At 55.4% G+C, this 26266-nt stretch carries 22 protein-coding genes; 9 read left to right on the top strand and 13 right to left on the bottom strand.

Translation table 11 applies throughout. The features are described from left to right. Positions 1-68: 68 nt before the first annotated feature. Complete coding sequence (gene yihA / locus K6L24_RS21240; RefSeq protein WP_062747008.1) at positions 69-701, bottom strand: ribosome biogenesis GTP-binding protein YihA/YsxC; 633 nt, start codon at positions 699-701, stop codon at positions 69-71. 550 nt (positions 702-1251) lie between these two features. Here yihA and yihI point away from each other — a divergent pair. Next, a complete protein-coding gene (gene yihI, locus K6L24_RS21235; protein ID WP_062747005.1) occupies positions 1252-1779 on the top strand; it encodes a Der GTPase-activating protein YihI in 528 nt (175 codons plus the stop codon). 250 nt (positions 1780-2029) lie between these two features. Further along, complete coding sequence (gene hemN / locus K6L24_RS21230) at positions 2030-3403, top strand: oxygen-independent coproporphyrinogen III oxidase (protein ID WP_187510346.1); 1374 nt, start codon at positions 2030-2032, stop codon at positions 3401-3403. Between the two features lie 116 nt (positions 3404-3519). Here the strand turns inward: hemN and glnG are convergent, their stop codons facing one another. From glnG to glnA, 3 genes are all read right to left on the bottom strand, one after another. Then, a complete protein-coding gene (gene glnG, locus K6L24_RS21225) occupies positions 3520-4929 on the bottom strand; it encodes a nitrogen regulation protein NR(I) (RefSeq protein ID WP_062747003.1) in 1410 nt (469 codons plus the stop codon). A gap of 7 nt (positions 4930-4936) precedes the next feature. Next, on the bottom strand, positions 4937-5986 hold the full coding sequence (glnL, locus tag K6L24_RS21220) for a nitrogen regulation protein NR(II) (RefSeq protein ID WP_062747002.1): 1050 nt from the start codon (positions 5984-5986) through the stop codon (positions 4937-4939). 282 nt (positions 5987-6268) lie between these two features. Then, positions 6269-7678 carry a glutamate--ammonia ligase gene (gene glnA / locus K6L24_RS21215; protein ID WP_062747000.1) on the bottom strand — a complete coding sequence of 470 codons (1410 nt, stop codon included), beginning with the start codon at positions 7676-7678 and terminating at the stop codon, positions 6269-6271. Between the two features lie 435 nt (positions 7679-8113). On the opposite strand from glnA, the gene typA reads away from it, so the two are divergent. The 5 genes from typA to fabY all read left to right on the top strand — a co-directional run bounded on the left by typA (position 8114) and on the right by fabY (position 12982). After that, positions 8114-9937 carry a ribosome-dependent GTPase TypA gene (gene typA, locus K6L24_RS21210; RefSeq protein ID WP_062746998.1) on the top strand — a complete coding sequence of 608 codons (1824 nt, stop codon included), beginning with the start codon at positions 8114-8116 and terminating at the stop codon, positions 9935-9937. 140 nt (positions 9938-10077) lie between these two features. Continuing rightward, positions 10078-10674 (top strand): glucose-1-phosphatase, encoded by a 597-nt coding sequence (gene yihX, locus K6L24_RS21205; protein WP_062746996.1) that lies wholly within the window; start codon positions 10078-10080, stop codon positions 10672-10674. After that, positions 10675-11547, top strand: a complete 873-nt coding sequence (locus tag K6L24_RS21200; RefSeq protein WP_062746994.1) for a virulence factor BrkB family protein — start codon at positions 10675-10677, stop codon at positions 11545-11547. After that, entirely contained in the window at positions 11544-11981 is a 438-nt protein-coding gene (gene dtd / locus K6L24_RS21195) for a D-aminoacyl-tRNA deacylase (protein WP_062746993.1), read from the top strand. The genes K6L24_RS21200 and dtd overlap by 4 nt, the downstream gene beginning before the upstream one ends. A 59-nt stretch (positions 11982-12040) precedes the next feature. Then, complete coding sequence (gene fabY / locus K6L24_RS21190; protein ID WP_062746990.1) at positions 12041-12982, top strand: fatty acid biosynthesis protein FabY; 942 nt, start codon at positions 12041-12043, stop codon at positions 12980-12982. Positions 12983-12992: 10 nt separating this feature from the next. Here the strand turns inward: fabY and rluF are convergent, their stop codons facing one another. The 3 genes from rluF to K6L24_RS21175 form a co-directional block, all read right to left on the bottom strand. Then, positions 12993-13865, bottom strand: a complete 873-nt coding sequence (rluF, locus tag K6L24_RS21185; RefSeq protein WP_062746988.1) for a 23S rRNA pseudouridine(2604) synthase RluF — start codon at positions 13863-13865, stop codon at positions 12993-12995. An 84-nt stretch (positions 13866-13949) separates the two neighbouring features. After that, the gene (locus K6L24_RS21180; protein ID WP_062747040.1) at positions 13950-15632 is read right to left on the bottom strand and encodes an AsmA family protein; all 1683 of its coding nucleotides are present in this window, start codon (positions 15630-15632) and stop codon (positions 13950-13952) included. 119 nt (positions 15633-15751) lie between these two features. After that, on the bottom strand, positions 15752-17140 hold the full coding sequence (locus K6L24_RS21175; protein ID WP_062746985.1) for a nucleobase:cation symporter-2 family protein: 1389 nt from the start codon (positions 17138-17140) through the stop codon (positions 15752-15754). A gap of 166 nt (positions 17141-17306) precedes the next feature. On the opposite strand from K6L24_RS21175, the gene K6L24_RS21170 reads away from it, so the two are divergent. After that, the gene (locus tag K6L24_RS21170; RefSeq protein WP_162900998.1) at positions 17307-17474 is read left to right on the top strand and encodes a hypothetical protein; all 168 of its coding nucleotides are present in this window, start codon (positions 17307-17309) and stop codon (positions 17472-17474) included. Positions 17475-17487: 13 nt separating this feature from the next. Here K6L24_RS21170 and recG read toward each other — a convergent pair whose 3' ends face one another. The 5 genes from recG to gmk all read right to left on the bottom strand — a co-directional run bounded on the left by recG (position 17488) and on the right by gmk (position 23452). Next, positions 17488-19569 carry an ATP-dependent DNA helicase RecG gene (gene recG, locus K6L24_RS21165; protein WP_222681809.1) on the bottom strand — a complete coding sequence of 694 codons (2082 nt, stop codon included), beginning with the start codon at positions 19567-19569 and terminating at the stop codon, positions 17488-17490. Beyond that, entirely contained in the window at positions 19569-20264 is a 696-nt protein-coding gene (trmH, locus tag K6L24_RS21160) for a tRNA (guanosine(18)-2'-O)-methyltransferase TrmH (RefSeq protein ID WP_062746979.1), read from the bottom strand. Before trmH ends, recG begins: the two co-directional genes overlap by 1 nt. An 86-nt stretch (positions 20265-20350) precedes the next feature. After that, a complete protein-coding gene (spoT, locus tag K6L24_RS21155; RefSeq protein ID WP_062746978.1) occupies positions 20351-22477 on the bottom strand; it encodes a bifunctional GTP diphosphokinase/guanosine-3',5'-bis pyrophosphate 3'-pyrophosphohydrolase in 2127 nt (708 codons plus the stop codon). A 19-nt stretch (positions 22478-22496) separates the two neighbouring features. Continuing rightward, complete coding sequence (gene rpoZ, locus K6L24_RS21150; RefSeq protein WP_062746976.1) at positions 22497-22772, bottom strand: DNA-directed RNA polymerase subunit omega; 276 nt, start codon at positions 22770-22772, stop codon at positions 22497-22499. Between the two features lie 56 nt (positions 22773-22828). Beyond that, a complete protein-coding gene (gmk, locus tag K6L24_RS21145; protein ID WP_062746974.1) occupies positions 22829-23452 on the bottom strand; it encodes a guanylate kinase in 624 nt (207 codons plus the stop codon). Positions 23453-23709: 257 nt separating this feature from the next. On the opposite strand from gmk, the gene ligB reads away from it, so the two are divergent. Next, positions 23710-25374 (top strand): NAD-dependent DNA ligase LigB, encoded by a 1665-nt coding sequence (ligB, locus tag K6L24_RS21140; protein ID WP_118665112.1) that lies wholly within the window; start codon positions 23710-23712, stop codon positions 25372-25374. Here ligB and K6L24_RS21135 read toward each other — a convergent pair whose 3' ends face one another. Beyond that, positions 25375-25992, bottom strand: a complete 618-nt coding sequence (locus tag K6L24_RS21135; RefSeq protein WP_062746971.1) for a trimeric intracellular cation channel family protein — start codon at positions 25990-25992, stop codon at positions 25375-25377. Positions 25993-26266: the final 274 nt, after the last annotated feature.

Raw genomic sequence — 26266 nt, 5'->3', positions numbered from 1 at the left:
TGCTCAGGGGCTCATGTTCTGGCCGTCTGACTGTTACGCCCGTTTCAGGTCGAAAGAACACACTATTCTCAGCTGTCGCTTTCTTCTTCTGTTGCCGGCGGGATATCGCGATACCAGCTGTCCAGCTTCTGACTCAGTTTATCCACGCCAATCTTCTTCAGGGATGAGAACGCTTCAACATCCACCGTACCGAGGAAGGTTTTCGCTTCTTCACGAACTGCATTCAGCTGTGCTTTACGCGCGCCGGATGCCAGTTTGTCGGCCTTGGTCAGCAGGATCAGCACTTCAATTCCACTCTGCACTGCCCACATCACCATCTGACGGTCGAGATCTTTCAGCGGATGGCGGATATCCATCAGCACGACCAGCCCTTTCAGACAGTTACGATCGCGCAGATATTCTGCCAGCGCACGCTGCCATTTTAACTTCATCTCCTCCGGAACCTGCGCGTAGCCATAACCTGGCAGGTCGACCAGACGATAGCCTTCAGCCACCTGGAAAAGGTTAATTAATTGGGTTCGACCCGGGGTTTTACTGGTACGGGCGAGGCCTTTCTGATTGGTCAGCGTATTCAGCGCGCTGGATTTACCCGCGTTAGAACGTCCGGCAAAAGCAACCTCGATGCCGGTATCGGCAGGCAGGTGGCGGATATCAGGGGCGCTGGTGACAAAATGGGTGACGTGATAATTCCAGCCAGACAAAATAGATACTCCAGATAAAAAGGGCAATTGCGCTGATTATACCCTGTATGGCAGCAAAGCGCCCGGTAAGACACTGCCTGAACGGTGCTTGTGAGACATTGACCATTCGGATTGCCAGCGGACTCTGCATTTTGTTTCTATAAAAATGGATTTTTTACTAATTTTCAGTGGCTTGAGAAAAGTCCTAAAAAAACAGAGTAAAAATTACCTTTGTCACCTTGTTTGCTGGACTGGTTAGTCTACATTTGTAGGCAGAAACAGGATATTTCACTTCAGGATGAAGCGCTCAAGGAGTATCAGGACGATCCCGGGCGGGGAAGGAGATGTGCACAGGTGTGCGCGACAGGGAATCAGGAATGCTAACAGGATTAAGCAATGGCAACGGAAAACAGGGATGCTGGCTGCTAATAAGGATGCTGACATTGTCAGTCCTTCCGCGGAAGGTGCGAAAAAAGGCGACAGGGTGACCTGGCGCCTTTTTTCTTTGCCTGCTTTCTGCTAGATTTCGCGGCAATTCTATACTGAAGATAAACGTCTGAGAGCAGAAACCATGAAGCAACCCGCACGCACGCCCCAGGATAAAAAACCGGGAGCTAAAGTGAAACGTAAAACGCGTGATGAGATCAACCAGGAAGCACGTGACCGCAAACGTGATAAAAAGCACAGTGGTCATGCTTCCGGCAGCCGCGCGAACCCGGTCACCGAAAGTCAGAAAAACGCCAACGGCAAACCTGCCAAAGATCCGCGTATCGGCAGTAAAAAACCGGTCGCGCTGGGTAGCGATGTGGTGGCCAGCAAGCCAAAGCCGGTTAAAGCCGCGAAACCTGCCCCTGAGAAAAAAGTGATCCTGTCGCCGGAAGAAGAACTGGCGCAGCTGGAAAATGATGAACGTCTGGATACCCTGCTCGATCGTCTGGAAAATGGTGACGCCCTGTCGGCAGAAGATCAGGCCTGGCTGGATGCTTCACTGGACCGCATTGATGTCCTGATGGAGCAGCTAGGCATTGCCCTGGACGATGGCGCTGAAGATGAGCAGGCGGAAGAAGATATGTACCGTCTGCTGAAGGGCAAAGATTGATCGCCGGCGATATCCTGTTTCTCTGACGTTCCTTGAGGCAGCGCAAATGAGCGCTGCTTTATCTTTACAGGGTATTTGGTGATGATTTGGCCTGGATCAATTATCGCGCTGATTCTGCTGTGCTGGCTGGGGTGGTTATTCGTTAAACTACAGCGGCTATCGCGGCTGAAAACCCGGCTGCGCAGCAGGATCGTCAGCCAGCAGCTTCCTGTCACGCGGCGGTCTATGCGACGACGATAAGGAAGTGAGCATGAAATTACAGACCACCGAGTGGGATCTCCCACTGATCCAGAAGTACAACATCGCCGGCCCTCGCTATACTTCTTATCCGACCGCACTCGAATTCCGTCAGGATTACGATGAGTCTGTCTTTATGCAGGCAACGCAACGTTATCCCGATCGCCCTCTGTCACTGTATCTGCATATTCCGTTTTGCCACAAACTCTGTTATTTCTGCGGCTGTAATAAGCAGGTGACACGCCAGCAGCACAAAGCGGATGAGTATCTGGATGTGCTGATACAGGAAATTGCCGCACGCGCGCCGCTGTTCCGCCAGCGCACGGTGAGCCAGATGCACTGGGGCGGCGGTACGCCAACGTTTCTCACCCCGGCTCAAATTAGCCGCCTGATGACCTGCCTGCGTCAGTATTTTCACTTTGCCGCGGACGCAGAGATATCGATTGAAGTCGATCCGCGAGAAATTGAACTCGACGTACTTAATCATCTGCGTGCGGAAGGCTTTAACCGTCTGAGCATGGGGGTACAGGATTTCAATAAGCAGGTGCAGGAGAAGGTGAATCGCGTGCAGGATGAGGCGATGATCTTTGCCCTGATGGCCCGGGCGCGTGAGCTGGGCTATGCCTCCACCAACATTGACCTGATTTACGGTCTGCCCCTGCAGACGGCGGAGAGTTTTGCCTTCACCCTGCAAAAGGTCGTTGAGCTTAACCCTGACCGCCTCAGTGTTTTTAACTATGCCCATATGCCGGCACTCTTCCCCGCGCAACGTAAAATTAAAGATCAGGATCTGCCCGAGGCCCGGGAAAAGCTGGATATCTTACGGCAAACCATCGCCACGCTGACGGCTCAGGGATATCAGTTTATTGGTATGGACCATTTTGCCCGCCGTGACGACGAACTGGCGATGGCCCAGCGTGCGGGTGAGCTGCATCGTAATTTCCAGGGCTACACCACGCAGGGCGATAGCGATCTGCTGGGCATGGGCGTGTCGGCCATTAGTATGATCGGGGACACTTACGCACAGAATCAAAAAGAGCTGAAGCACTATTATGCGGCTTTCAGGGCAGAAAAAACGGCCCTGTGGCGCGGCCTGCAGCTCAGCGAGGATGACTGCCTGCGTCGTGACGTGATTAAAAACCTGATCTGCAATTTTTCGCTGTCATTCAGCGAGATAGAAGCCCGTTACAGCATCGATTTCCGCCGGTACTTTGCCGACGATCTTTCAGCGCTGCTGCCGCTGATTGAGGACGGGCTGGTGGAATACCACGATAATGGCCTTGTGGTCACTGCTAAGGGACGATTGCTGATAAGGAACATCTGTATGTGCTTTGATCGCTACCTGCGGGAGAAAGCGTCTGGTGCGCAATTCTCACGGGTGATCTGACTGGATGTGTCGACCGGGACAAGGTCGATCCCTTTAGCGATCTCACAAAGAGTGACGTGCGAGGATTTTTCGGGGCAGACCTTCTTTTTCCGGCCTGCCCCGATGAGGTCAACGGGTTATTCCATTCCCAACTCTTTCAACTTACGCGTCAGGGTATTGCGCCCCCAGCCCAGCAAACGTGCCGCTTCCTGCTTATGGCCCTGAGTATGACGCAGAGCGGTGGTAAGCAGCGTCCGCTCCATCTCCGGCTGGGCTTCTGACAGCAGGTTTTGATGACCGGAACGCAGCGCACGGTCAGCCCACTGTGCCAGCAGCGTGGCCCAGCTGTCCGGCAGCGATTGTACCGGACTTTCCGGCGTCGAGGTTTCAAACAGCTCCGGCGGCAGATCCTGAATCAGCACTTCCTGACCGGCGGCCATCACGGTCAGCCAGCGGCAGGTATTCTCCAACTGACGAACGTTACCGGACCAGTGCAGACGCGTCAGTGCAGTTTCTGTTTCCGGATGGAGGATTTTGGCCTCCACGCCCAGTTCACGGGCAGCGACCTGAAGGAAATAACGGGCCAGACGCGGAATATCTTCGCGCCGTTCGCGCAGCGGCGGCAGATGCACGCGGATCACGTTCAGGCGGTGGAAGAGATCCTCACGAAATTTCCCTTCATGCACGCGCAGCTCAAGGTTCTGATGCGTGGCGGCAATAATACGCACATCCACCTTCACCGGGGCGTAGCCGCCGACGCGATAGAACTGGCCATCGGCCAGCACGCGCAGCAGGCGGGTCTGGACATCCAGTGGCATATCGCCAATTTCGTCAAGGAACAGCGTACCGCCGTCGGCCTGCTCAAAGCGTCCCTGGCGGATTTGATTGGCACCGGTAAAGGCGCCTTTCTCATGACCAAACAGTTCAGACTCGATCAGGTCTTTGGGGATCGCGGCCATATTAAGGGCAATAAACGGTGCCTTAGCACGCGGGCTGTGCCGGTGCAGCGCATGGGCCACCAGCTCTTTACCGGTACCCGACTCGCCGTTAATCAGTACGCTGATCGACGAGCGCGACAGGCGACCGATAATACGAAACACATCCTGCATCGCCGGGGCTTCACCAATAATGTCGGTGGTAGGACCGCTGACTGGCTGATTACGGGGCTGCTGCTGTTCCTGGTAGTGACTGATGGCACGTTCCACCAGCGCCACCGCTTCATCAATATCAAAAGGCTTGGGCAGATAATCAAAGGCACCCTGCTGATACGCGCTGACGGCAGCATCCAGATCGGAGTGCGCGGTCATAATGATGACCGGCAGCATCGGATGCCGCTGCTTGATCTGCTTCAGGAGAGCCAGACCATCCATCCCGGGCATGCGAATATCGGACAGTAAAACGTCCGGGGTTTTGCTCGCAAGCGCCTCAAGCACCTCACTGGCGCTGTCAAACGTTGCACAGGTTAAACCCGCTCCAGTGAGCGCGCGTTCAAGCACCCAGCGGATGGAGCTGTCGTCATCGACGATCCAAACTATCCCTCGTTGCATAGAAACCTCACTGGCGAATAGGCAGGTAAATCGAGAATTCAGTGTGTCCGGGCCAGCTGTGGAACTCTATTTTTCCCGAATGCTGATCGATCAGGCTGCGGGCGATGGATAATCCCAGCCCGGTGCCGCCCTCGCGACCGCTCACCATCGGATAAAACAGCGTGTCCTGCAGCTGTGCCGGAATGCCGGGGCCGTCATCTTCAATATCGATGCGCGCCACCAGGCGATAGCGTGTGCCGTGCAGCGTAAGCTGGAACGCCGTCCGGGTACGTAAAATAATGGTGCCACCTGCCTCACCCAACGCCTGCAGGGCGTTACGTACGACATTCAACAGGACTTGCTCTATCTGATCGGGGTCGTGCGGCAGCTCCGGCAGGCTTGGGTCGTAATCACGAACCAGCGACACATTGTCGGGCAGCTCCATCGACACCAGATTGACCACCCGTTCCGCGACCTGATGGATGCTCTGTGTCACATGCATCCCCGGCTGTTGCGGGCCCAGCAGGCGGTCGACCAGATTGCGCAGGCGGTCGGCCTGCTCAATGATGACCTTTGTGTATTCCGTTAACGCCGGGTCGGGAAGCGCTTTGGCCAGCAGCTGCGCCGCGCCGCGTAATCCCCCCAGCGGGTTTTTAATTTCATGTGCCAGGCCACGCACTAAATCACGCGCGGCGACCTGCTGCGCATGCTGAAGCTGCTCCTGACTAAGGCGGCGCTGATTGTCCATGGGCGCCATTTCCAGCAGAACGAGTCCATCAGGCAGACGCTGCGCGGTAAGCGACATCACGTGCGCCCGGCTGTCGACCACCAGGGTCACTTCGCTGTCGGTAAAGCCTTGTCCTGCGTCCAGACTTTCGAGCATGACCTCAATATTCAGGGAAAAATAACCCATCAACTCCGGCAGAGGCGTTCCAAACAGCTTACGGGAACTTTGAGCCAGCAACTGCTGTGCTGCGGGGTTGGCGTAATGGACCACCAACTCACTATCAACCAGCAAAATACTGTTGATCAGTGAATTAAGAATCTGCCCAGCATCGGGCGGCGTGCCGGTAGCCATACAGCGTTCTCCTGAAGAATTTTTTGCACCAAATTAGTGCATTATAGCCATATAACCCGAAAACTACCCCGTTAAACGGGGAATTTGCGGTGAAAAAAGCCCATCCTGAGATGGGCTGAAAGTTTCCACGGCAACAAAACCCCGGCCGCCTTTCTCGTCGCAGCATGAATGGCTTTCCTCCGTTAACCGAATGACCTGATTTTACTCAGCGCATCCGACTTTCTTTGGCCGCCTTACTGCAACGAAAAGTGCGTCGGGCTTACTTCAAACTTAAATGCGATGTTAAACGCTGTAGTACAGTTCGAACTCAACCGGATGCGGTGTCATACGAACGCGGTCCATTTCAGCTTTACGCAGTTCAATGTACGCTTCGATTGCATCGTCAGTGAACACGCCACCACGGGTCAGGAACTCGCGGTCTTCGTTCAGGGCCGCCAGGGCTTCATCCAGAGAACCTGCTACTTTTGGAATCTCTGCTTCTTCTTCTGGTGGCAGGTCGTACAGGTTTTTGTCCATCGCATCGCCAGGGTGGATTTTGTTGATGATGCCGTCGAGGCCAGCCATCAGCAGTGCAGCGAAGCACAGGTACGGGTTAGCGGCTGGGTCCGGGAAGCGCGCTTCAATACGACGGGCTTTCGGGCTGGCAACCACTGGAATACGGATGGAAGCAGAGCGGTTACGGGCAGAGTAAGCCAGCATCACCGGTGCTTCATAGCCTGGTACCAGACGCTTGTATGAGTTGGTGGTCGGGTTCGCCAGGGCGTTGATGGCTTTAGCATGTTTGATGACACCGCCGATGTAGAACAGTGCCATTTCAGACAGGCCGCCGTATTTGTCGCCGGCGAACAGGTTAGTGCCGCCTTTTGACAGAGACATGTGGCAGTGCATACCAGAGCCATTATCGCCAAACATCGGTTTTGGCATAAAGGTCGCTGTTTTACCGTATGCGTGAGCGACGTTGTGTACCACATATTTGTAGATCTGAATTTCGTCAGCTTTTTTGGTCATGGTGTTGAAGCGGGTGGCCACTTCGTTCTGACCCGCAGTCGCGACTTCGTGATGGTGAGCTTCAACCACCAGGCCCATCTGCTCCATCGTCAGACACATGGCAGAACGAATGTCCTGCGAGGAGTCAACCGGTGGCACCGGGAAGTAGCCGCCTTTCAGACCCGGACGGTGGCCTTTGTTACCGCCTTCGTACTCTTTACCGGAGTTCCAGTAAGCTTCGATATCATCGATAGCGACGTGAGAACCGGAGGTGCTGCTGCCGAAACGGATATCATCAAACAGGAAGAACTCTGGCTCTGGCCCAAACAGAACGGTGTCTGCAATGCCGGAAGAGCGCAGGAAATCTTCAGCGCGTTTCGCGATAGAGCGCGGGTCACGGTCGTAGCCCTGCATCGTGCCTGGCTCGAGGATGTCACAACGGATGATCAGGGTAGAATCTGCAAAGAACGGGTCAATGACTGCCGTGGTGGCGTCAGGCATCAGAACCATGTCGGATTCGTTAATACCTTTCCAGCCACCAATAGAGGAGCCGTCAAACATTTTGCCTTCTTCGAAGAAGTCAGCATTAACCTGATGAGCGGGGATAGTCACGTGCTGCTCTTTACCTTTGGTGTCAGTAAAACGCAGGTCAACAAATTTGACTTCATGCTCGTTCATCATCGACAGAACGTGTTCAGCGGACATACTTAACTCTCCTGGATTTTGTCATTGTCGTCGTGACAGTGAACTTCACGGTTGCGCTTTGCGTTTCAGGGCGCTTACTCCGATAATAAAGATCTCTGCCGCGCTATCAACCGTTGTGGAAACTGGTGTTTTTCGCTTAATGAGTAATTGCGAAATCTATGCCAACTTTTTTATTTCATGAAAAAAGCGCTATGATGCACTCTCTCGTACAACGGGGACTGCACCACAATGGAAGTCGCGCACCATTTTGGTGCTATTGAGTGATTAATGGGCACTGTTTTGGTGCAATTTTTCGTCACAGTGCATTCTTTGCACTGAAAATGGCTATAAAAGCAATCCGGACAGTTATCTTTATATGAAATATGTGATCCTGTTCAGTCCTTCGATTAATCCGTGTACAATAGCGCGCTATTTCTAAATGCCTGAGGCAAAGCTGTGATCGAAAATTTGCGTAACATCGCCATTATTGCCCACGTTGACCATGGTAAAACTACCCTGGTTGATAAGTTGCTGCAGCAGTCCGGGACCTTTGATGCCCGCACCGAAGCAACCGAACGCGTAATGGACTCCAACGATTTGGAGAAAGAGCGTGGGATTACCATCCTCGCAAAAAACACCGCCATTAAATGGAATGACTACCGCATCAACATCGTGGATACCCCAGGACACGCCGACTTCGGCGGTGAGGTAGAGCGTGTGATGTCTATGGTCGACTCGGTGCTGCTGGTTGTGGATGCAATGGATGGCCCGATGCCGCAAACCCGTTTCGTGACCAAAAAAGCGTTTGCTAATGGTCTGAAGCCGATCGTGGTAATTAACAAAGTTGACCGCCCTGGTGCGCGTCCTGACTGGGTTGTTGATCAGGTCTTCGATCTGTTCGTTAACCTTGATGCGACCGACGAACAGCTCGACTTCCCGGTGATCTATGCGTCTGCCCTGAACGGCATCGCAGGCCTGGATCACAACGATATGGCGGAAGACATGACCCCGCTGTACGAAGCGATTGTTCAGCACGTCTCACCACCACAGGTTGAACTGGAAGCTCCGCTGCAGATGCAAATCTCTCAGCTGGACTACAACAACTACCTGGGTGTTATCGGTATCGGCCGTATCAAACGCGGTAAGGTTCGCCCGAACCAGCAGATCACTGTGATCAACAGCGAAGGCAAAACCCGTAACGCGAAAGTCGGTAAAGTCCTGACCCATATGGGCCTGGAGCGTATCGAAGCCACTGAAGCGGAAGCTGGCGATATCATCGCTATCACCGGTCTGGGCGAGCTGAACATCTCTGACACTATCTGCGACCCGCAGAATGTGGAAGCGCTGCCAGCCCTGAGCGTTGATGAACCAACCGTTACCATGTTCTTCTGCGTTAACACCTCTCCGTTCTGCGGTAAAGAAGGTAAGTATGTGACTTCACGTCAGATCCTTGACCGTCTGAACAAAGAACTGGTGCATAACGTGGCACTGCGTGTTGAAGAAACCCCTGATGCTGACGCCTTCCGCGTCTCAGGTCGTGGTGAGCTTCACCTGTCAGTACTGATTGAAAACATGCGTCGTGAAGGTTTCGAGCTGGCGGTTTCCCGTCCTAAAGTTATCTTCCGTGAATTCGAAGGCCGTAAGCAAGAGCCATTCGAAAACGTGACCCTCGACATCGAAGAGCAGCATCAGGGTTCTGTGATGCAGGCGATGGGCGAGCGTAAAGGTGACATGAAAAACATGGATCCGGATGGCAAAGGCCGTGTGCGTCTCGACTACGAGATCCCAAGCCGTGGTCTGATTGGTTTCCGTAACGAATTCATGACCATGACCTCCGGCACCGGTCTGCTGTACTCCACCTTCAGCCACTATGACGACGTGCGTCAGGGCGAAGTGGGCCAGCGTCAGAACGGCGTACTGATCTCTAACGGCCAGGGTAAAGCGGTAGCGTTCGCCCTGTTCAGCCTGCAGGATCGCGGTAAGCTGTTCCTCGGCCACGGTGCTGAAGTGTATGAAGGCCAGATCATCGGTATTCACTCACGTTCAAACGACCTGACCGTAAACTGCCTGACCGGTAAGAAGCTGACCAACATGCGTGCTTCCGGTACGGATGAAGCCACTACGCTGGTTCCGCCACAGAAGATGACCCTTGAGCAGGCGCTTGAGTTCATCGATGATGACGAACTGGTCGAAGTGACGCCGCAGTCGGTGCGTATCCGTAAACGTCACCTGACTGAAAACGACCGTAAGCGCGCAAGCCGCGGTCCAAAAGAAGCGTAATCACGCTTGCTCAGGGCCGGAGTTTTCTCCGGCCCTGTCCTTCCTGTTTCATCTTCCCCGCAGTTTTCAAAGCCCTCACCTGTTCAGTCTTCCAATTTACCGCTAGAGTGAATAACTCACCGGAACAAAAGGAGATGACCATGCTGTATATCTTTGATTTAGGTAACGTCATTGTTGATATTGATTTCAACCGGGTTCTCGGTGTCTGGAGCGATCTGAGCCGTGTACCGTTAGCGACCCTGCAAAGCCGGTTCAAAATGGGGGAGAGCTTTCACCAGCACGAACGGGGTGAAATCAGTGACGAAGAGTTTGCGCATAAAATGTGTGAAGAGCTTGAGCTGCCCTTAAGCTATGAGCAGTTTGCTGCCGGCTGGCAGGCCGTGTTCGTTGGCGTTCGCCCGGAGGTGATTGCTATTATGCAGCGGCTGCGTGAGCAGGGAGAACGCGTCGTTATCCTGTCCAATACTAATCGCCTGCACTGCCAGTTCTGGCCAACGCAGTATCCTGAAGTTCAGGCTGCCGCAGATAAAATTTATCTGTCGCAGGAGATGGGTGTACGGAAACCTGAGCCGGAAATTTTTCAGCGTCTGTTAAACGAAGAAGATTTCTCCGCCGAAGAGGCGATCTTCTTTGATGATAATCCCGATAATATCGAAGCCGCACGCCAGGCGGGCATACACAGTTTGCTTGTCACCGATGCCAGCGTGCTGCCTGCTTTCTTTGCCGATCGTCGCTGAATGTCTGTTTTAAACCATTACCGACACCGTCTGCGGGCCTTCTGGGCGTGGATAAAGCTGCTCTGGCAGCGTATTGACGAGGACGGCATGACGATGCTGGCCGGGCATCTGGCGTATGTGTCACTGCTGTCGCTGGTGCCGCTGATTGCCGTTGTTTTTGCGCTGTTTGCCGCCTTTCCGATGTTTTCAGATGTCAGTGTTCAGCTGAAAAACTTCGTCTTTAACAATTTCGTGCCAGCGGCAGGCGCCACTATCCAGAACTATCTGGAGCAGTTTGTTGCCAATGTCAGCAAGATGACGGCTGTGGGCGTCGGCGGGCTGGTCTTTACCGCGCTGTTGCTGATGTATTCTATTGATACCGCGCTCAACGTTATCTGGCGCAGTAAACGTAAGCGGCCGCTGGTTTACTCCTTTGCGGTCTACTGGATGATTTTAACGCTGGGGCCGCTGCTGGCGGGGGCAAGTCTGGCGATCAGCTCTTATCTGCTGTCGCTGCACTGGGCAACCGTCAGTGGTGTCAGCATGCTGGTCGACATCGGGCTGCGTATTTTCCCGCTCCTGCTCTCCTGCCTGTCGTTCTGGCTGCTGTACAGCATTGTCCCCACCACGCAGGTAGCAGGACGCGATGCACTGGTGGGGGCTGTCGTGGCAGGCGCCCTGTTCGAACTCGGTAAAAAGGGCTTTGCGCTGTATGTTACGATGTTCCCCTCGTACCAGTTGATTTACGGCGTGCTTGCCGTTATCCCCATTCTTTTTTTATGGGTGTACTGGACATGGTGTATCGTTTTATTAGGGGCGGAAGTGACCGCCACGCTGGGCGACTACCGCCGGCTTAAACAAGAAGAACAAGAAAGAGAAAACGAGGGATCATGATTGCCTTAATTCAACGGGCGCTTTCCGCCAGCGTTACCGTGGCGGGGGAAACCCTCGGCGAAATCGGGCCAGGTTTGCTGATTTTGCTGGGCGTAGAGAAAGGGGATACCCCGGAGACCGCACAAAAGTTAGCGGATAAGGTGCTGGGTTACCGTATTTTTGCCGATGACAACGACAAAATGAATCTGAACGTGCAGCAGGCGGGAGGCAGCGTGCTGGTGGTGTCCCAGTTCACGCTGGCGGCCGACACGAAAAAAGGGATGCGTCCGAGTTTTTCTGGCGGTGCCGCGCCGGCCGACGCTGAAGAGCTGTATGAGTATTTCGCCGCCTGCTGTCGTGATAAAGGGATCGCCACGGAAACCGGGCGTTTCGCCGCTGATATGAAAGTGGCGCTGATTAATGATGGCCCCGTAACCTTCTGGCTGCAGGTGTGAAGTCATTAGCCGGACGGCACAGAAGTGACCTTGCGGGACCTGAAAGAGAGAACCATTTTATGTATCACCTCCGTGTGCCAGAAACTGCAGAAGAGTTAGATATCTATTACCAGTTCCGCTGGGAAATGCTGCGCAAGCCGTTGCATCAGCCGATGGGGTCGGAGCGTGACGCCTGGGATGCGCTGGCCCACCATCAGATGGTGGTGGATGAGAAAGGGGACCCGGTGGCCATCGGGCGTCTGTATATTAATGCCGACAACGAAGCTGCTATCCGTTTTCTGGCGGTCCATCCCTCTGTGCAGGGCAAAGGCCTGGGTACGCTGGTGGCGATGACCCTGGAGTCGGTAGCGCGTCAGGAAGGGGTTAAGCGCGTCGTCTGCAGTGCGCGTGAAGATGCCGTTGAGTTCTTTTCCAAGCTCGGCTACCTCAATCAGGGGGAGATCACCGCACCGCAGACCACGCCGGTACGCCATTTCCTGATGATTAAGCCAGTGGTGACGCTGGATGATATTCTGCATCGCGCTGACTGGTGTGGCCAGCTCCAGCAGGCATGGTATCAGCACATCCCGCTCAGTGAAAAAATGGGTGTGCGCATACTGCAGTATACCGGCCAGAAATTTATCACGACCATGCCGGAAACCGGCAATCAGAATCCTCACCACACCCTGTTCGCGGGCAGCCTGTTTTCGCTGGCGACGCTGACCGGTTGGGGACTGATCTGGCTGCTGCTGCGTGAGCGGCATCTGGGCGGGACGATCATTCTGGCTGATGCTCATATTCGCTACAGCAAACCGATCAGCGGCAGGCCGGGCGCGATTGCTGACCTGGGTTCTCTGAGTGGCGATCTTGATCGGCTGGCGCGAGGCCGCAAGGCACGGGTACAGCTTGAAGTGGAGCTGTTTGGTAACGATGAGTCGGGTGCGGTGTTTGAAGGGGTGTACATTGTACTGCCCGCCGACCCGGACGGCCCGTTAGAGCCGGGCGTGGGCAGCGGGCAATAAAAAAAGTGCCTTAGCGGCCCTTTTTCTTGCGACCCGGCTGGTTAAAGCGTTTACGACCCGCCGGGCTGGCAGCTACTTTATCCGGCGTTTTCGCTCCACTGCTGGCGGGCTTTTTCACCGCGGGTTTTTTCGCCGGGGCCTTCTTCGCGGACTTATCTTCGGAGGAGGAGTCCTCAATCAGCTTAAAGAGTGCGATCAGCTCATCATCGGTCAAATCCCGCCATTCCCCCGGCGGCACGCCTTTCAGGCTGATGTTCATAATTCGAACCCGCTCCAGCTTTGTGACTTCATAGCCAAAGTGTTCTGCCATACGGCGGATCTGACGGTTCAGCCCCTGCACCAGCGTAATGCGAAACACAAAGGGCGCTTCTTTCTTCACTTTGCATTTTTTGGTCACCGTGCCCAGCATCGGTACACCTGCGCCCAGCCCGCGAATAAACTCTTCGGTCACTGGCTTGTTAACGGTCACGATATACTCTTTTTCGTGATCGTTCCCGGCCCGCAGGATCTTGTTCACCAGATCGCCGTGGTTGGTCAACAGGATCAGCCCCTGCGAGTCTTTATCCAGGCGTCCGATAGGGAACACCCGCTTACTGTGGTTAACGAAATCGACAATGTTATCCCGCTCACCGTCTTCCGTCGTGCTGACGATGCCGACTGGCTTATTCAGCGCAATCAGTACCAGATCATCTTCGTTACGTGGCTCTATCAGCTGACCGTTGACCTTTACCACGTCGCCGGCAAATACCTGGTCGCCGACGGAGGCACGCTTGCCGTTGATAAAAACGTTTCCCTGTTCGATATACCGGTCGGCATCGCGGCGTGAGCAGATACCGCTCTCGCCAATGTATTTGTTCAGACGAATGGATGAATTGGTCAGCATGGTTCCCCCGTAAAAAAACGGACTATACCTTACCCGCGTGAGGTTGCGAAGCCCGGACGGGGCAGATAATGCCCCGATCGGAATTTACTGCGCGCCGGGCACCTGGCCTGCCTGCATGGTTTGCTGAACGGTTCTGTCTCCGGTGCTGACTGCCAGCGTCCCGTTAGCCGAGGATCTCAAGGTCCGATCTGCCGTCAACGCCCCCTGCAGTTTTAACTGGAGATTACCTTTGCCCTGTAAGGGGACTTGTGGCCAGCCCCAGTCATTCAGCAGATTAACCGGCACCTGACGGCCAGTGAGCGTCAGGGAGAGGGCGCGCTGGGGCTGTTGCGACACGGTTGCCAGTCCCTCCAGCATTCCCTCATGGCTGAAGGCGCTCATTTCCGTCACGTTGATATGGTTATCATCCGCATTCAGGGTCAGCGACGGGTGACGCAGGTCGACGCGATTAAACGTCGCCTCGGCGGCATTGACGCTGAGATTCCCTGCCCAGAAACCCCACTGATGCTCACGCGCCATCAGCAGACGGCTGCCGGTGCCGTCCAGGGCGGTCATCTGGAAAGGGAAATCCGGATTGATATCGATGATCAGATTACGGTTGGCGCTAAATTTCGTTACCTCCACGCTGTCAAGCCAGGCGGGCAGCGGCTGCATCCAGCGATCGCGCCAGTTGAGCGGCACGGTATATTCCAGCCCGGCAATTACCAGTTCGTCCAGCGTCAGTTTCCTGTCACTGCGGGTCCAGTTACCCTGCGCCCGCACCAGACCGTTGACCCAGCGTGAGCTGAACTGCGTAATGGCGATGCCCTGGGGGGAGAAGTCCATATTGGCAATCGGATCGTTCAACTGCAGGCTGCCATTCACAAAACTGCTGGCGTTCATTGACAACGAACCGTTATCGCTCTGCCAGTCACCCTGACTCAGGCTCAGATCTTTTAAATTCAGGTCGAGATCGGTCACCGCCCAGTCCTGGCCTTCAAGGCGGGCATCGGTCACATCGATGCGATCAAAATGCACCGGCGGCAGCTCACCCAGCGGCTGCAGGAAATCGCGTAGTGTTTTATCCGTTTGCAGGCGGATGCTGTTCAGTCGCAGAGTAGAAACCTGCCACGTGCCGTTTGCATCGCGCTGCGCGCTGGCGGTCACGGAGCCCAGCGCCATATCGGCACCCAGATTACTGAACTGCAGCTGTTGTCCCTTCAGATCTCCCTGGATCAGCACGTTAGCGGCCGGAACGCCATTAAGCGTCAGCGAACCGGCACTCATCTGGAAGCGGGCCTCATTGCCGAGAAGCTTACCGGCCTCCGGCTTCCACGGCATGACGCCGCCATCGACGCGTTGTGCCTGCAGTGGCCATTGACCCTCGTTGCGGTTCAGCGCCATCTGGCTGAGTTGCAGGCGGTCAGCCTGTAATGAGAGCGGCGCACTTTTTTCACTAAGATTCAGCGTCCCCTGCTCAAGGCGGATGCTGGCAAAGTGCAGGGGATTGCTGAACTGGACCAGACCCAGGCCCAGGTTAACGCGCTTAGCGACCAGCGTGGCGGGCTGACCTTTACGGCCAAAGGAAACGTTATTCAACAGCAGATGACTGGGATCAGAAAAGTTATGCTCCATTTTACTGAGTGACAGCTGATAATCGCTGTCGGCGCTGACCTGGCGACCGATCCAGCCCGCGCCCCACTGAGTCTGCAGCAAAACATACAGGGCCACGACCACCAGCAGTAGAAACAGCAGCAGCGTGAGCAAAACTTTTCCGAGAAACTTCATCGTATCCATCCCTATGAATTCTGGTAATGGCTTGTTATGCCTGATTTATCGCCGCATCTCAACCTGCATGCGGCGACCGGGTGAAATTTCCACACGTCTCCAGAATGGCAGGAACCGGTTTATTTTTCCTGCGGGAACACCAGATTCAGAATGATCGCAGTGATACCCCCGGCGGCAATGCCGGAGGAGAGCAGCGTTTTAAGCCAGTCAGGGGCAAATTGCAGTATCAGCGGCTGCTGCGACACGCCAAGGCCGACGGCCAGTGACAGCGCAATAATCATGATGGCGCGGCGGTTAAGCGGCTCACGCGACACAATTCGCACGCCGGACGCGGCGATGGTACCGAACATGACAATCGTTGCACCGCCGAGTACCGGTTCAGGAATATGTTGCACGAAGCCACTCACCGCCGGGAACAGCCCCAGCACAATCAGCATCAGCGAGACAACAAAGCCCACGTAGCGGCTGGCCACGCCGGTTAACTGGATCACACCGTTGTTCTGGCCGAAGCAGGAGTTAGGGAAGGTATTAAACAGTGCGGAAACAAACGAATTCAGGCCGTTGGCCAGCACGCCGCCTTTCAGGCGTTTCATATAAACCGGGCCGCTGACCGGCTGCTCGGAGACATCAGAGGTGGCAGTGATATCACCAATGGTTTCCAGCGAGGTGACCATAAACACCAGCATCAGAGGGATCAGCAGGTTCCAGTCGATGCCCAGTCCGTAATAAAAGGGCACAGGAAGGGTGATCAGCGCGGTATTCGCGGGTGACGTATTTTCCGGCAGCATGCCCATGGCCCAGGCCAGCAGGTATCCTACCGCCATCGCGATCACCAGGGAGGCCACGCGCAGGTAAGCATTACGCTGGCGGTTCAGCAGAATGATCACCGCCAGCACCACACCGGCCAGCAGCAGGTTTTTTGGCGCCCCGAAGGTGTGATCGTTCATCGCGGCAAAGCCACCGCCGATGGACGTCAGGCCGACCTGAATCAGTGACAGACCGATGATCATTACTACAATCCCGGACACCAGCGGGGTAATGACCCGGCGCGCCAGATGCAGCACGCGCGACAGCGCCATTTCCGTGCAGGAAGCCAGCATCAGCGTGCCGAACAGGGCCGCCATCATGGTGGGTACGTCTGCGCCGCCATTTTTCAGCGCCAGGCCACCCATGATTAGCGGGGTGACAAAGTTGAAGCTGGTACCCTGAATCGACAGCAGGCCGGAACCCACCGGCCCCCAGGTTTTTATCTGCAAAACCGACGCCACGCCGGAGGCAAAAAGCGACATGCTGATAATGTGCTGCGTGTCCTGCGCGGGCAGACCCAGGGCCTGACAAATCAGCAGGGCAGGGGTGATGACCGCCACAAACATCGCCAGCAGATGCTGACAGGCTGCAAACAGGGTTTGTGGTAATGGCGGGCGATCTTCGAGGCGGTAAATCAGTTCGCTTTTGGCGGTAGCAACAGGGCTACGGTCGGTGGCAGCATCTTGGGTTTTAACGGACATCTTCAGGTTTCCCGGGGGCAATAAAGGGGCGATTTTAATCTTCTTTAGCGCAAAAGCAATCGTTTGCCATCGTCTGGCCTTTTTCCCTGTACCGGCAGCCTGTACCGGTGGCAAAACGGATCGGACTGGGCTGGTTGTACGCCAGAAAGGCGAAAAAGATCGGTGCGTGCAGGAAACCGTCGTCGCCCCTGCGGAAAAAGAGATAATTCAGCGTGTGGATGTGGTGCGTGAACGCCACTGTCAGCGGTATCTCAGCCAGTGGCCACGGCAGGATAAAGACGAGCTGATCCGTCTGGTGCAGCGCTTTGCTGCCGACTTTATTCGCGCGACGTGAACAACCCGTCGGATCAGGCGTTGGTGTAGCGTTCGGTTTCCGGCAGCCAGCGTTCAATCAGTGCGACGGCCTGCTCAGGATAGTGCTGGTGGATATGACGCGCCACGCGCTGGACTTCAGGGATCATCGCCTGGTCGCGCAGCAGATCGGCCACTTTGAACTCGGCATTCCCGGTCTGTCGGGTGCCGAGCAGCTCGCCCGGACCGCGAATTTCAAGATCGCACTGGGCAATCACGAAACCATCGTTGCTGTCGCGCAGTACCTGTAAGCGCTTCTGAGCCGTTTTACTCAGCGGTGCTTTATACAGCAGCACGCAGTGAGAGGCGATCGCCCCGCGGCCGACGCGGCCGCGCAGCTGGTGCAGCTGTGCCAGGCCCAGGCGCTCCGGGTTCTCAATAATCATCAGGCTGGCATTGGGAACATCCACGCCGACTTCAATAACCGTGGTGGCAATTAACAGGTGAATATCACCCTGTTTAAAGGCCTGCATCACGGCCTGTTTTTCCTGTGGTTTCATGCGGCCATGTACCAGCCCGATATTCAGCTCGGGCAGGGCCAGTTTCAGCTCTTCCCAGGTGGCCTCTGCCGCCTGCGCTTCCAGCAACTCAGACTCCTCAATCAGCGTACACACCCAGTAGGCCTGGCGGCCTTCGCTGCCACAGGCCTGTTTCACTCTGGCAATGATATCGGCCCGGCGCGTATCCGGGATCGCCACGGTAGTCACTGGCGTGCGGCCCGGCGGCATTTCATCGATGGTGGAGGTATCCAGGTCTGCATAGGCGGTCATCGCCAGGGTACGGGGGATGGGCGTCGCAGTCATAATCAGCTGATGCGGATGGAAACCCTGCTCCTCGCCTTTTTCCCACAGCGCCAGACGCTGGTGGACGCCAAAGCGGTGCTGCTCATCGATAATGACCAGCGCCAGGCCGTTAAACTGCACCTGCTCCTGGAAAATTGCATGAGTGCCAACAATCATCGAAACCTGGCCGCTGGCAATGGCCTCCTGCTGAGCGATACGGGCTTTGCCTTTTTGCTTACCCGCCAGCCAGCCGACTTCCAGCCCCAGCGGAGCGAACCACTGACGAAAGTTATTCGCGTGCTGTTCGGCCAGCAGCTCAGTGGGGGCCATCAGCGCCACCTGTTTGCCAAAGGCAATGACATTCAGCGCGGCCAGCGCCGCAACCAGCGTTTTCCCTGAGCCCACATCACCCTGAACCAGACGCATCATCGGGTAGTCGCGGGCAAGATCGGTTTCGATCTCACGCACCACGCGTGCCTGGGCATGAGTCGGTTTGAAGGGCAGGGCAGCCAGCAGCTTGTCACTCAGACTGTGGCGGGCCTCCATCGGCAGGGCGTGATAGCGCTGGGCACCAGCACGCACCGCCAGCATGCTGAGATTGTGCGCCAGCAGCTCTTCCATAATCAGGCGTCGCTGTGCCGGATGGGTGCCGCTATCCAGATCGGCCAGGGCCATATCCGGCGGTGGCCGGTGCAGGGTGCGCAGGGCCGCGGGCAGGCTGATCAGGCCCTGACTTAACTCCGGCGGCAGCAGTTCGGCAATGGCGCAGGTGTCCAGCAGGGTTAACGCCTGGTCAGTGAGATTCCGCAGCGTGGCCTGGCGGACACCTTCCGTGGTGGAATAGACGGGCGTCAGCGTCTCCTGGAGCGCTGTCACGCTGCTTTCACCCTGAACCTTATATTCGGGATGAATAATCTCTGCGCCACGCTGACCGCGTTTAATCTCGCCATAAGCGGTAACGCGGCGGCCGGCGGCAAGGCTGTTTTTCATTCCCGCATTGAAGTTAAAGAAGCGCAGGGTCAGTATGCCGCTACCGTCGCTGATCTGACAGGTGAGCATACGACGACGGCCAAACGAGATGTCGCAATGCAGCACTTCCCCTTCTACTGTGGCGTAAATACCCGGCAGCAGGTCGTTGATGGCATACAGCTGAGTACGGTCTTCGTAGCGCATCGGCAGGTGCAGCAGCAGATCCTGTACCGTCAGCAGGCCGAGTTTAGCCAGCTTTGCCGCCTGACTGGCACCCACGCCGGACAGCGTGTTCAGCGGGACGGCATCGAGCAGACGGCCCTGCATTATTTATGCGCCTTCGACTGCATGGTGGCCCACCATTCCGGCGCCGCCACCACTTCACCCCGATCGTTAATTTCCGGGTAGGGCAGTCCCTTATGCCTGGCCACGCGGGCCAGAACCGGATAACCCCCTTCGAACAGCAGGCGCTGCTGCTCTGCATAGTCCAGTGTGCTTTCCTCACGCAGGTACATGCCGGCATTTTGCCGCTGGCGCTGGGCTTCATAGAGGATCAGTGCTGACGCCACAGAGACATTCAGCGACTGCACCATCCCGATCATCGGAATGATAATATCCTGATCGGCGAGGTCGAGCGCCTCCTGGGTGATCCCGGTTTTTTCCTGCCCCATTAAGATACAGGTGGGGCGGGTGTAGTCGATTTCACGAAAATCAACGGCCTTGTCAGAGAGGTGGGTAGCCAGAATCTGCATGTTCTGATCTTTGAGATGGGTAACGGCATCCGATATGGTCCGGTGAGTTTTCACCTGTACCCAGCTGTTGCTGCCTGCGGCGGAAGAGACCATGGTGCGCATACGGCTGCCTGGCCATACGGCGTGGACTTCATGCACGCCAACGGCGTCAGCGGTGCGGATCACTGCGGAAACGTTATGAGGTTTGTGCACCTGCTCCATACAGACCGTCAGGTCATGCTGACGGGCGGCAAGCATTGCGCGGATGCGGGCATAACGTTGAGCATTCATGAGAAGCAGACTCCCTAAAAATTAGTCATTCCGTCAGACCGGCGATCGGGGAGCAGCAAGAGACGGAGCGGTGCGCCGTCTCTGACTTAATTGCGGTTGCGGTGCACCTTGATCACATCCGGCATCACGCGAATTTTACGCATGATATTTGCCAGATGAACGCGATCGCGTGCCGTCAGACGGATAAAGGCGCTGTACACACGACCGTCTTTCTCTTCGGTGTTCAGGCTCTGAATATTGGAACCCGCGGTGTTGATGGCCGCCGTCAGGTTAGCCAGCGCGCCCTGGTGGTTAAACATATCCACCTTAATTTCAGCCACGAACTCCTGCTCGGTCACCTTATCCCACTCTACCGCCATGTATTTCTCAGGCTCTTTCTGGTAACCGCGGATATTACGACAGGATTCATGGTGTACCACCAGGCCTTTGCCCGGGCTGACGTGCGCCACAATCGGGTCACCGGGGATGGGACGGCAACATTTGGCGAAAGTGATCAGGACGCCATCGGCACCTTTGATTGGCAGCTTGCTGCGTGCCCCGCTGGCAGGGGATGTGCCCGTTGCTGGCGCCGTACTCTGGTCACTCTGCTGCAGGTTTTTCGCCACCACCACGCTCATCGCATTGCCAAGGCCAATTTCAGCCAGCAGATCGTCCAGCGTGGCCAGCTTCATACGCTCCAGCTCATGCTGAACGTTAGCTTCTGGAATTTCGGCCAGCTTGCGGCTGCCGCCCAGAGCGTGATTGAGCAGGCGACGGCCCAGGCTGACCGAGTCATCGCGTTTGAGATTTTTCAGCAGTTGGCGGATCTTGGCGCGCGCTTTGGAACTGACAACAAAGTTCAGCCACGCCGCATTCGGGCGGGCACCCGGTGCGGTAATAATTTCTACGGTCTGGCCACTGGTCAGCGACTGCGACAGCGGATAAGGCTGGCGATCGACGCGTGCGCCGACGCAGGCATGACCGATATCGGTATGGACGGCATAGGCGAAGTCCACCGGTGTCGCACCGGCAGGGAGTTCGACAATACGCCCTTCCGGAGTGAAGACGTAAATTTCATCCGGGAACAGGTCGGATTTAACGCTTTCGATAAATTCAAACGAACTGCCGGCGCTCTGTTGCAGCTCAAGCAGGCTCTGTAACCAGCGTTGGGCGCGGATCTGTGCCGTGGTGCTGCTTTCGCCCTGCTCTTTATAAGCCCAGTGCGCGGCGACCCCCATCTCTGCCATTTGATCCATATCTTCGGTACGGATCTGTACCTCAACCGGCACGCCGTGCGGGCCGATCATTGAGGTGTGCAGGGACTGATAGCCGTTGGCCTTGGGGATCGCAATATAGTCTTTGACCCGGCCAGGGCGCGGCTTGTACAGACTGTGCATCTGGCCCAGTACGCGGTAGCAGGTATCGACATCACGCACAATGACCCGGAAAGCGTAGATATCCATAATGGAATGGAATCGCTGCTCTTTCAGGTGCATTTTGCAGTAGATGGAGTAGAGGTGCTTCTCACGTCCGCTGACGCGACGGGTAATGCCGGCTTCTTCGAGACGACCGTCAATTTCGGAAAGGATTTTTTGAATCATCTCCTTACGGTTGCCGCGTGCCGCTTTCACCACTTCCTTAATCACGCGATAGCGGTTCGGATACAGAGCTTCAAAGCCCAGTTCTTCCAGCTCGGTTTTAAGGTGGTGAATACCCAGACGATGTGCCAGCGGGCTGTAAATTTCGAGGGTTTCCTGGGCAATGCGGCGCTTTTTATCGGGACGCAACGCACCCAGAGTACGCATGTTATGCGTACGGTCAGCCAGCTTGATCAAAATGACGCGGATATCCTGCACCATCGCCATGATCATCTTGCGGAAGTTTTCAGCCTGCGCTTCTTTTTTGTCGCGGAATTTCAGCTTATCGAGTTTGGAAACCCCTTCTACCAGTTCCGCAACAGTCTGACCAAACAGCTGTTCCATATCCTGGTAGGTGGCAGGGGTGTCTTCGATAACGTCGTGCAGAAGGGCGGCCATCAGTGTTTCATGGTCGAGCTTCATTTCAGCCAGGATACAGGCTACGGCAACCGGATGGGTGATGTAAGGCTCACCGCTGGAGCGTGACTGTCCCTCGTGAGCATCACGTGCGACAAGGTAAGCTTGCTTGAGGCGCTTTATTTGCTCCTCAGGCAAGTATCTTTCAATCAGCTGATTGAGGCTTTCAAACAGATACAAGGCGGGCCTTCAAAGCGAATTAACGACGACCTTCAGCAATAGCGGTAACAGCCTGCATTTCAGCGGCTTCCTGCTCTTGCTGCTCCTGGCGATCGCGAACGTCGAGGATCTGATTAGTGATCAGGCCTTCTTCGATTTCACGCAGCGCGATAACGGTAGATTTGTCGTTCTCTTCCGGAACCAGTGGGTCTTTGCCGCCAACCTGCATCTGACGTGCGCGACGTGCTGCTACCAGAACCAGGTCAAAACGGTTACCAATTTTTTCTACTGCGTCCTGTACGGTTACGCGTGCCATAAGTGTGATACTCCACGGGTGGTGACGAAATGACTGGGCATCATACTGAGTTGTCCTCAGTCTGCCAATAGTTTGCTGATTAAAGCATCATGACGGGCTTTTTGACGAGCCATGCGCAAACGCTCTGCGCGAATAATATTTTTCAGGTCGGACAGCGCCAGGTCGAAATCATCATTCACAATCAGATAGTCGTACTCTGCGTAATGACTCATTTCTGCAACGGCCTGCGCCATACGTTTAGCGATCACTTCTTCGCTGTCCTGGCCGCGCCCTCGCAGGCGGCGGTCCAGTTCGTCCTTCGACGGTGGCAGCACAAAAATGCTACGTGCGGACGGCATTTTCTCACGAATCTGTTTTGCACCCTGCCAGTCGATATCAAGAAACACATCAACGCCGGTCGACAGCACCTGCTCAATCGCCTTACGCGAGGTTCCGTAATAATTACCGAACACTTCAGCATGTTCGAGAAACGCATCTTCACTGATCATGGAGCGGAACTCGTCGTGATTGACGAAGTAGTAATGCTCTCCATGATTTTCACCGGGCCGGACGCCACGCGTGGTGTGTGAGATAGAGACCTGGGTATCGTACAGCGGTTGCGTTTTTAACAGTGCCTGAATCAGGCTGGATTTACCCGCGCCGCTGGGGGCGGAAATAATAAAAAGTGTGCCTTGAGCCATGATTATTCTTGATATGCCAATAAAGCGGAGTCTACTTCCTGCACAGTATACACAGGTGCAGCCTGTCATGCAGCGTTTAGGGTGTGTTAACCCGTTTTTTCTAAAAAACAGACAGCATCCCGCAAATTATTGCCAGCTGATGTGGGCTGAAAGCGGAAGTTCTGAAGCCGTTTCCCAGATGACCATTTCCCTCCTCGCTATACGTCCGGAGCTGCGTTGTACTGCTGTCCTTACCAACAGGAAAGCAGGAGCAAAGGATGCATTACGTCATAGGGCTGGTGTGGATGTTCAGTTCTGCGGCCATTGCCGGATGCCCGGTCTGGACGCCTGCACGTGCAGAGGCGGAGATCAGCGCACTGGGTGCGCAGTTAACGCAGTGGGATGACGCTTATTACCGGCAGGGAAAAAGTCAGATAAGTGATGCTGATTACGATGCGTTGCAGGGCAAAATGGAGCAGTGGCAGCGCTGTTTTCATCCTGCCAGTGACCGTCGGCCGCAGTTGAGCACCGATGGACACGTGCTGCACCCTGTTGCCCACGTTGGCGTCAGGAAGCTGGCGGGAAAAGCGGCGGTGGCGAAATGGATGGAGAATAAGCAGGACCTGGTGGTACAGCCAAAAGTGGATGGTGTGGCGGTCACGCTGGTTTATCGGGACGGTATTCTGGCGAAAATGATCAGCAGGGGGGATGGGATTACCGGCGAAGACTGGACGGCCAGCGCCAGGGCGATCGGGGCTATTCCCGGCGTTATACCGCTTTCCTCCGGGCAACAGGTTTTTCAGGGGGAGCTGTATCTGATGATGAACGATCACCACCAGGCTGCTGATGGGGGAAAAAATGCCCGCGCCATCGTGGCTGGAGCAATGAGAGCCAAAAACCCGGGCGGCGTGCTGCGCAACATCGGGCTGTTTGTCTGGGCCTGGCCGGACGGACCCAAAACGCTGGCACAACGGCTGTCCGGGCTGCGTAACGCTGGCTTCCCTGATATCAGCGACTGGACACGCAGGGTGAAGGATGCGGAAGAGGTGGAGGCGTGGCGTGAGCGCTGGTTTCATCAGGCACTGCCGTTCGTCACCGATGGGGTTGTTGTACACGCCATTCCCGATCTGAAAGGCAATAGCTGGATGCCAGATGCCGGAGACTGGGCGGTGGCATGGAAATATCCCCCGCCGCAGGTGTCCGGCGAAGTGCAGTCAGTATCATTTTCCGTAGGTCGCACGGGAAAAATCAGTGTGGTGTTAACGCTTCAGCCGGTACAACTGGATGATAAACGTATCACCCGGGTGAGCGTGGGGTCAGTGGCCCGCTGGCGGCAACGTGACGTCATCGCAGGCGATCAGGTTCGTATCAGCCTGGCCGGACAGGGGATCCCGCGACTGGATAGCGTACTCTGGCGCGTTGCGCAGCGCGACCCGCCCCGCCCGCCTGATAGCACCCTGTTCCATGCACTGAGCTGTTTTCATCCCACACCGGATTGCCGTCAGCAGTTTCTGGCAAGGCTGGAGTGGTTAAGCGGAAAATCAGTACTTAACCTGACGGGGATGGGGCGACAGCGCTGGCAGCAGTTAATGCAGTCAGGAAGCCTGAGTCACCTGTTTTCATGGCTGACGTTGTCAGAGGAGCAGCTACAGGCTATTGCGGGAATCGGCAAGGCAAAAGCGCAGGCTTTCAGGCAACAGTTTCGTTTAAGCCGTCAGCTTCCTTTTAAACGTTGGGTCAGGGCACTGGGCGTGCCCATACCCGTCCGGGCAATGCATTCGATCTTAGACGATAGCTGGGCCCCTTTACTGTCACGCAGCGTGCAGGAGTGGCAGCAGCAGCCTGGCGTGGGTCCCGGACGGGCGGAGAAAATTTATGCTTATCTGCATCATCAGGAAGTGGAATGGCTAATCAAATGGCTGGAAGCATCAGCCAGCCCGTAACTAGTGGTCACCGTGGGGGTAATTGAATACCGGTAGCCCCAGTTTGAAACGCAGTGCTAAAAGACGCGCGCTAAACCCGGCGAATAACGTGATGATAATAACGGTTTCGGTTGCCATCGTCGTTTTCAGCAGAAGGATATAGACCCAGCCGGAGGCGAAGGCGATCCCGGCGTAAAGCTCCTTCTGAAAAACCAGAGGAATGCGATTACAGAACATATCGCGAAGTACGCCGCCAAAGACCCCGGTGACGACCGCGCTGATAGCCGCAATGATCCCGGCATGTCCCATATCCAGTGCAACCTGAGCCCCAATGATGGAAAATACCACCAGACCTAATGCATCCAGCACCAGAAAAACTTTGCGCAGGTGCGGCATCAACGGGGCAGCCAGCGTGGTTATCACGGCGGCAGCGGCCACAATGATAATGTATTCGGGGTGCCTGACCCAGCCAAGCGGATAATGGCCCAGCAGCATGTCGCGTACCGATCCCCCACCAATTGCAGTAACAGATGCGATGATGATAACGCCAAACATATCCATCTTACGGCGGCCAGCGGCCAGCGCCCCGGTCATGGACTCTGCGGTGATACCGATGATGTAAAGTACAGTGAGTAGCATAGCCTTCTCCTCAAAACCTGGCGGCAATGCTAAGGGGTTCAGGCCCAAACGGCGACTGAAATTTTCGCAGGGGGGATTTTGATGACAAATTTTCTTCAAAAGGTATTCGTACGTGTCTTCTTAACGTGATGGTTCTTTCTGTGAATTTTAATTGCGTAAATAAATGATAAGTGTTTTTGAAATCGTTTATTAGTCAATATTAATTTAAAATTATCGTAATTTTATGAGTTGTGATGATTGGCGACTCTTTTTTAGGGTTTTTTCATTCTTTTAT

The organism is Erwinia persicina (genome assembly GCF_019844095.1).
Classification (GTDB): Bacteria; Pseudomonadota; Gammaproteobacteria; order Enterobacterales; family Enterobacteriaceae; genus Erwinia; species Erwinia persicina.
The sequence above is the reverse complement of the archived record's forward strand: the minus strand, read 5'-3'. Positions and strand labels throughout refer to the sequence as shown.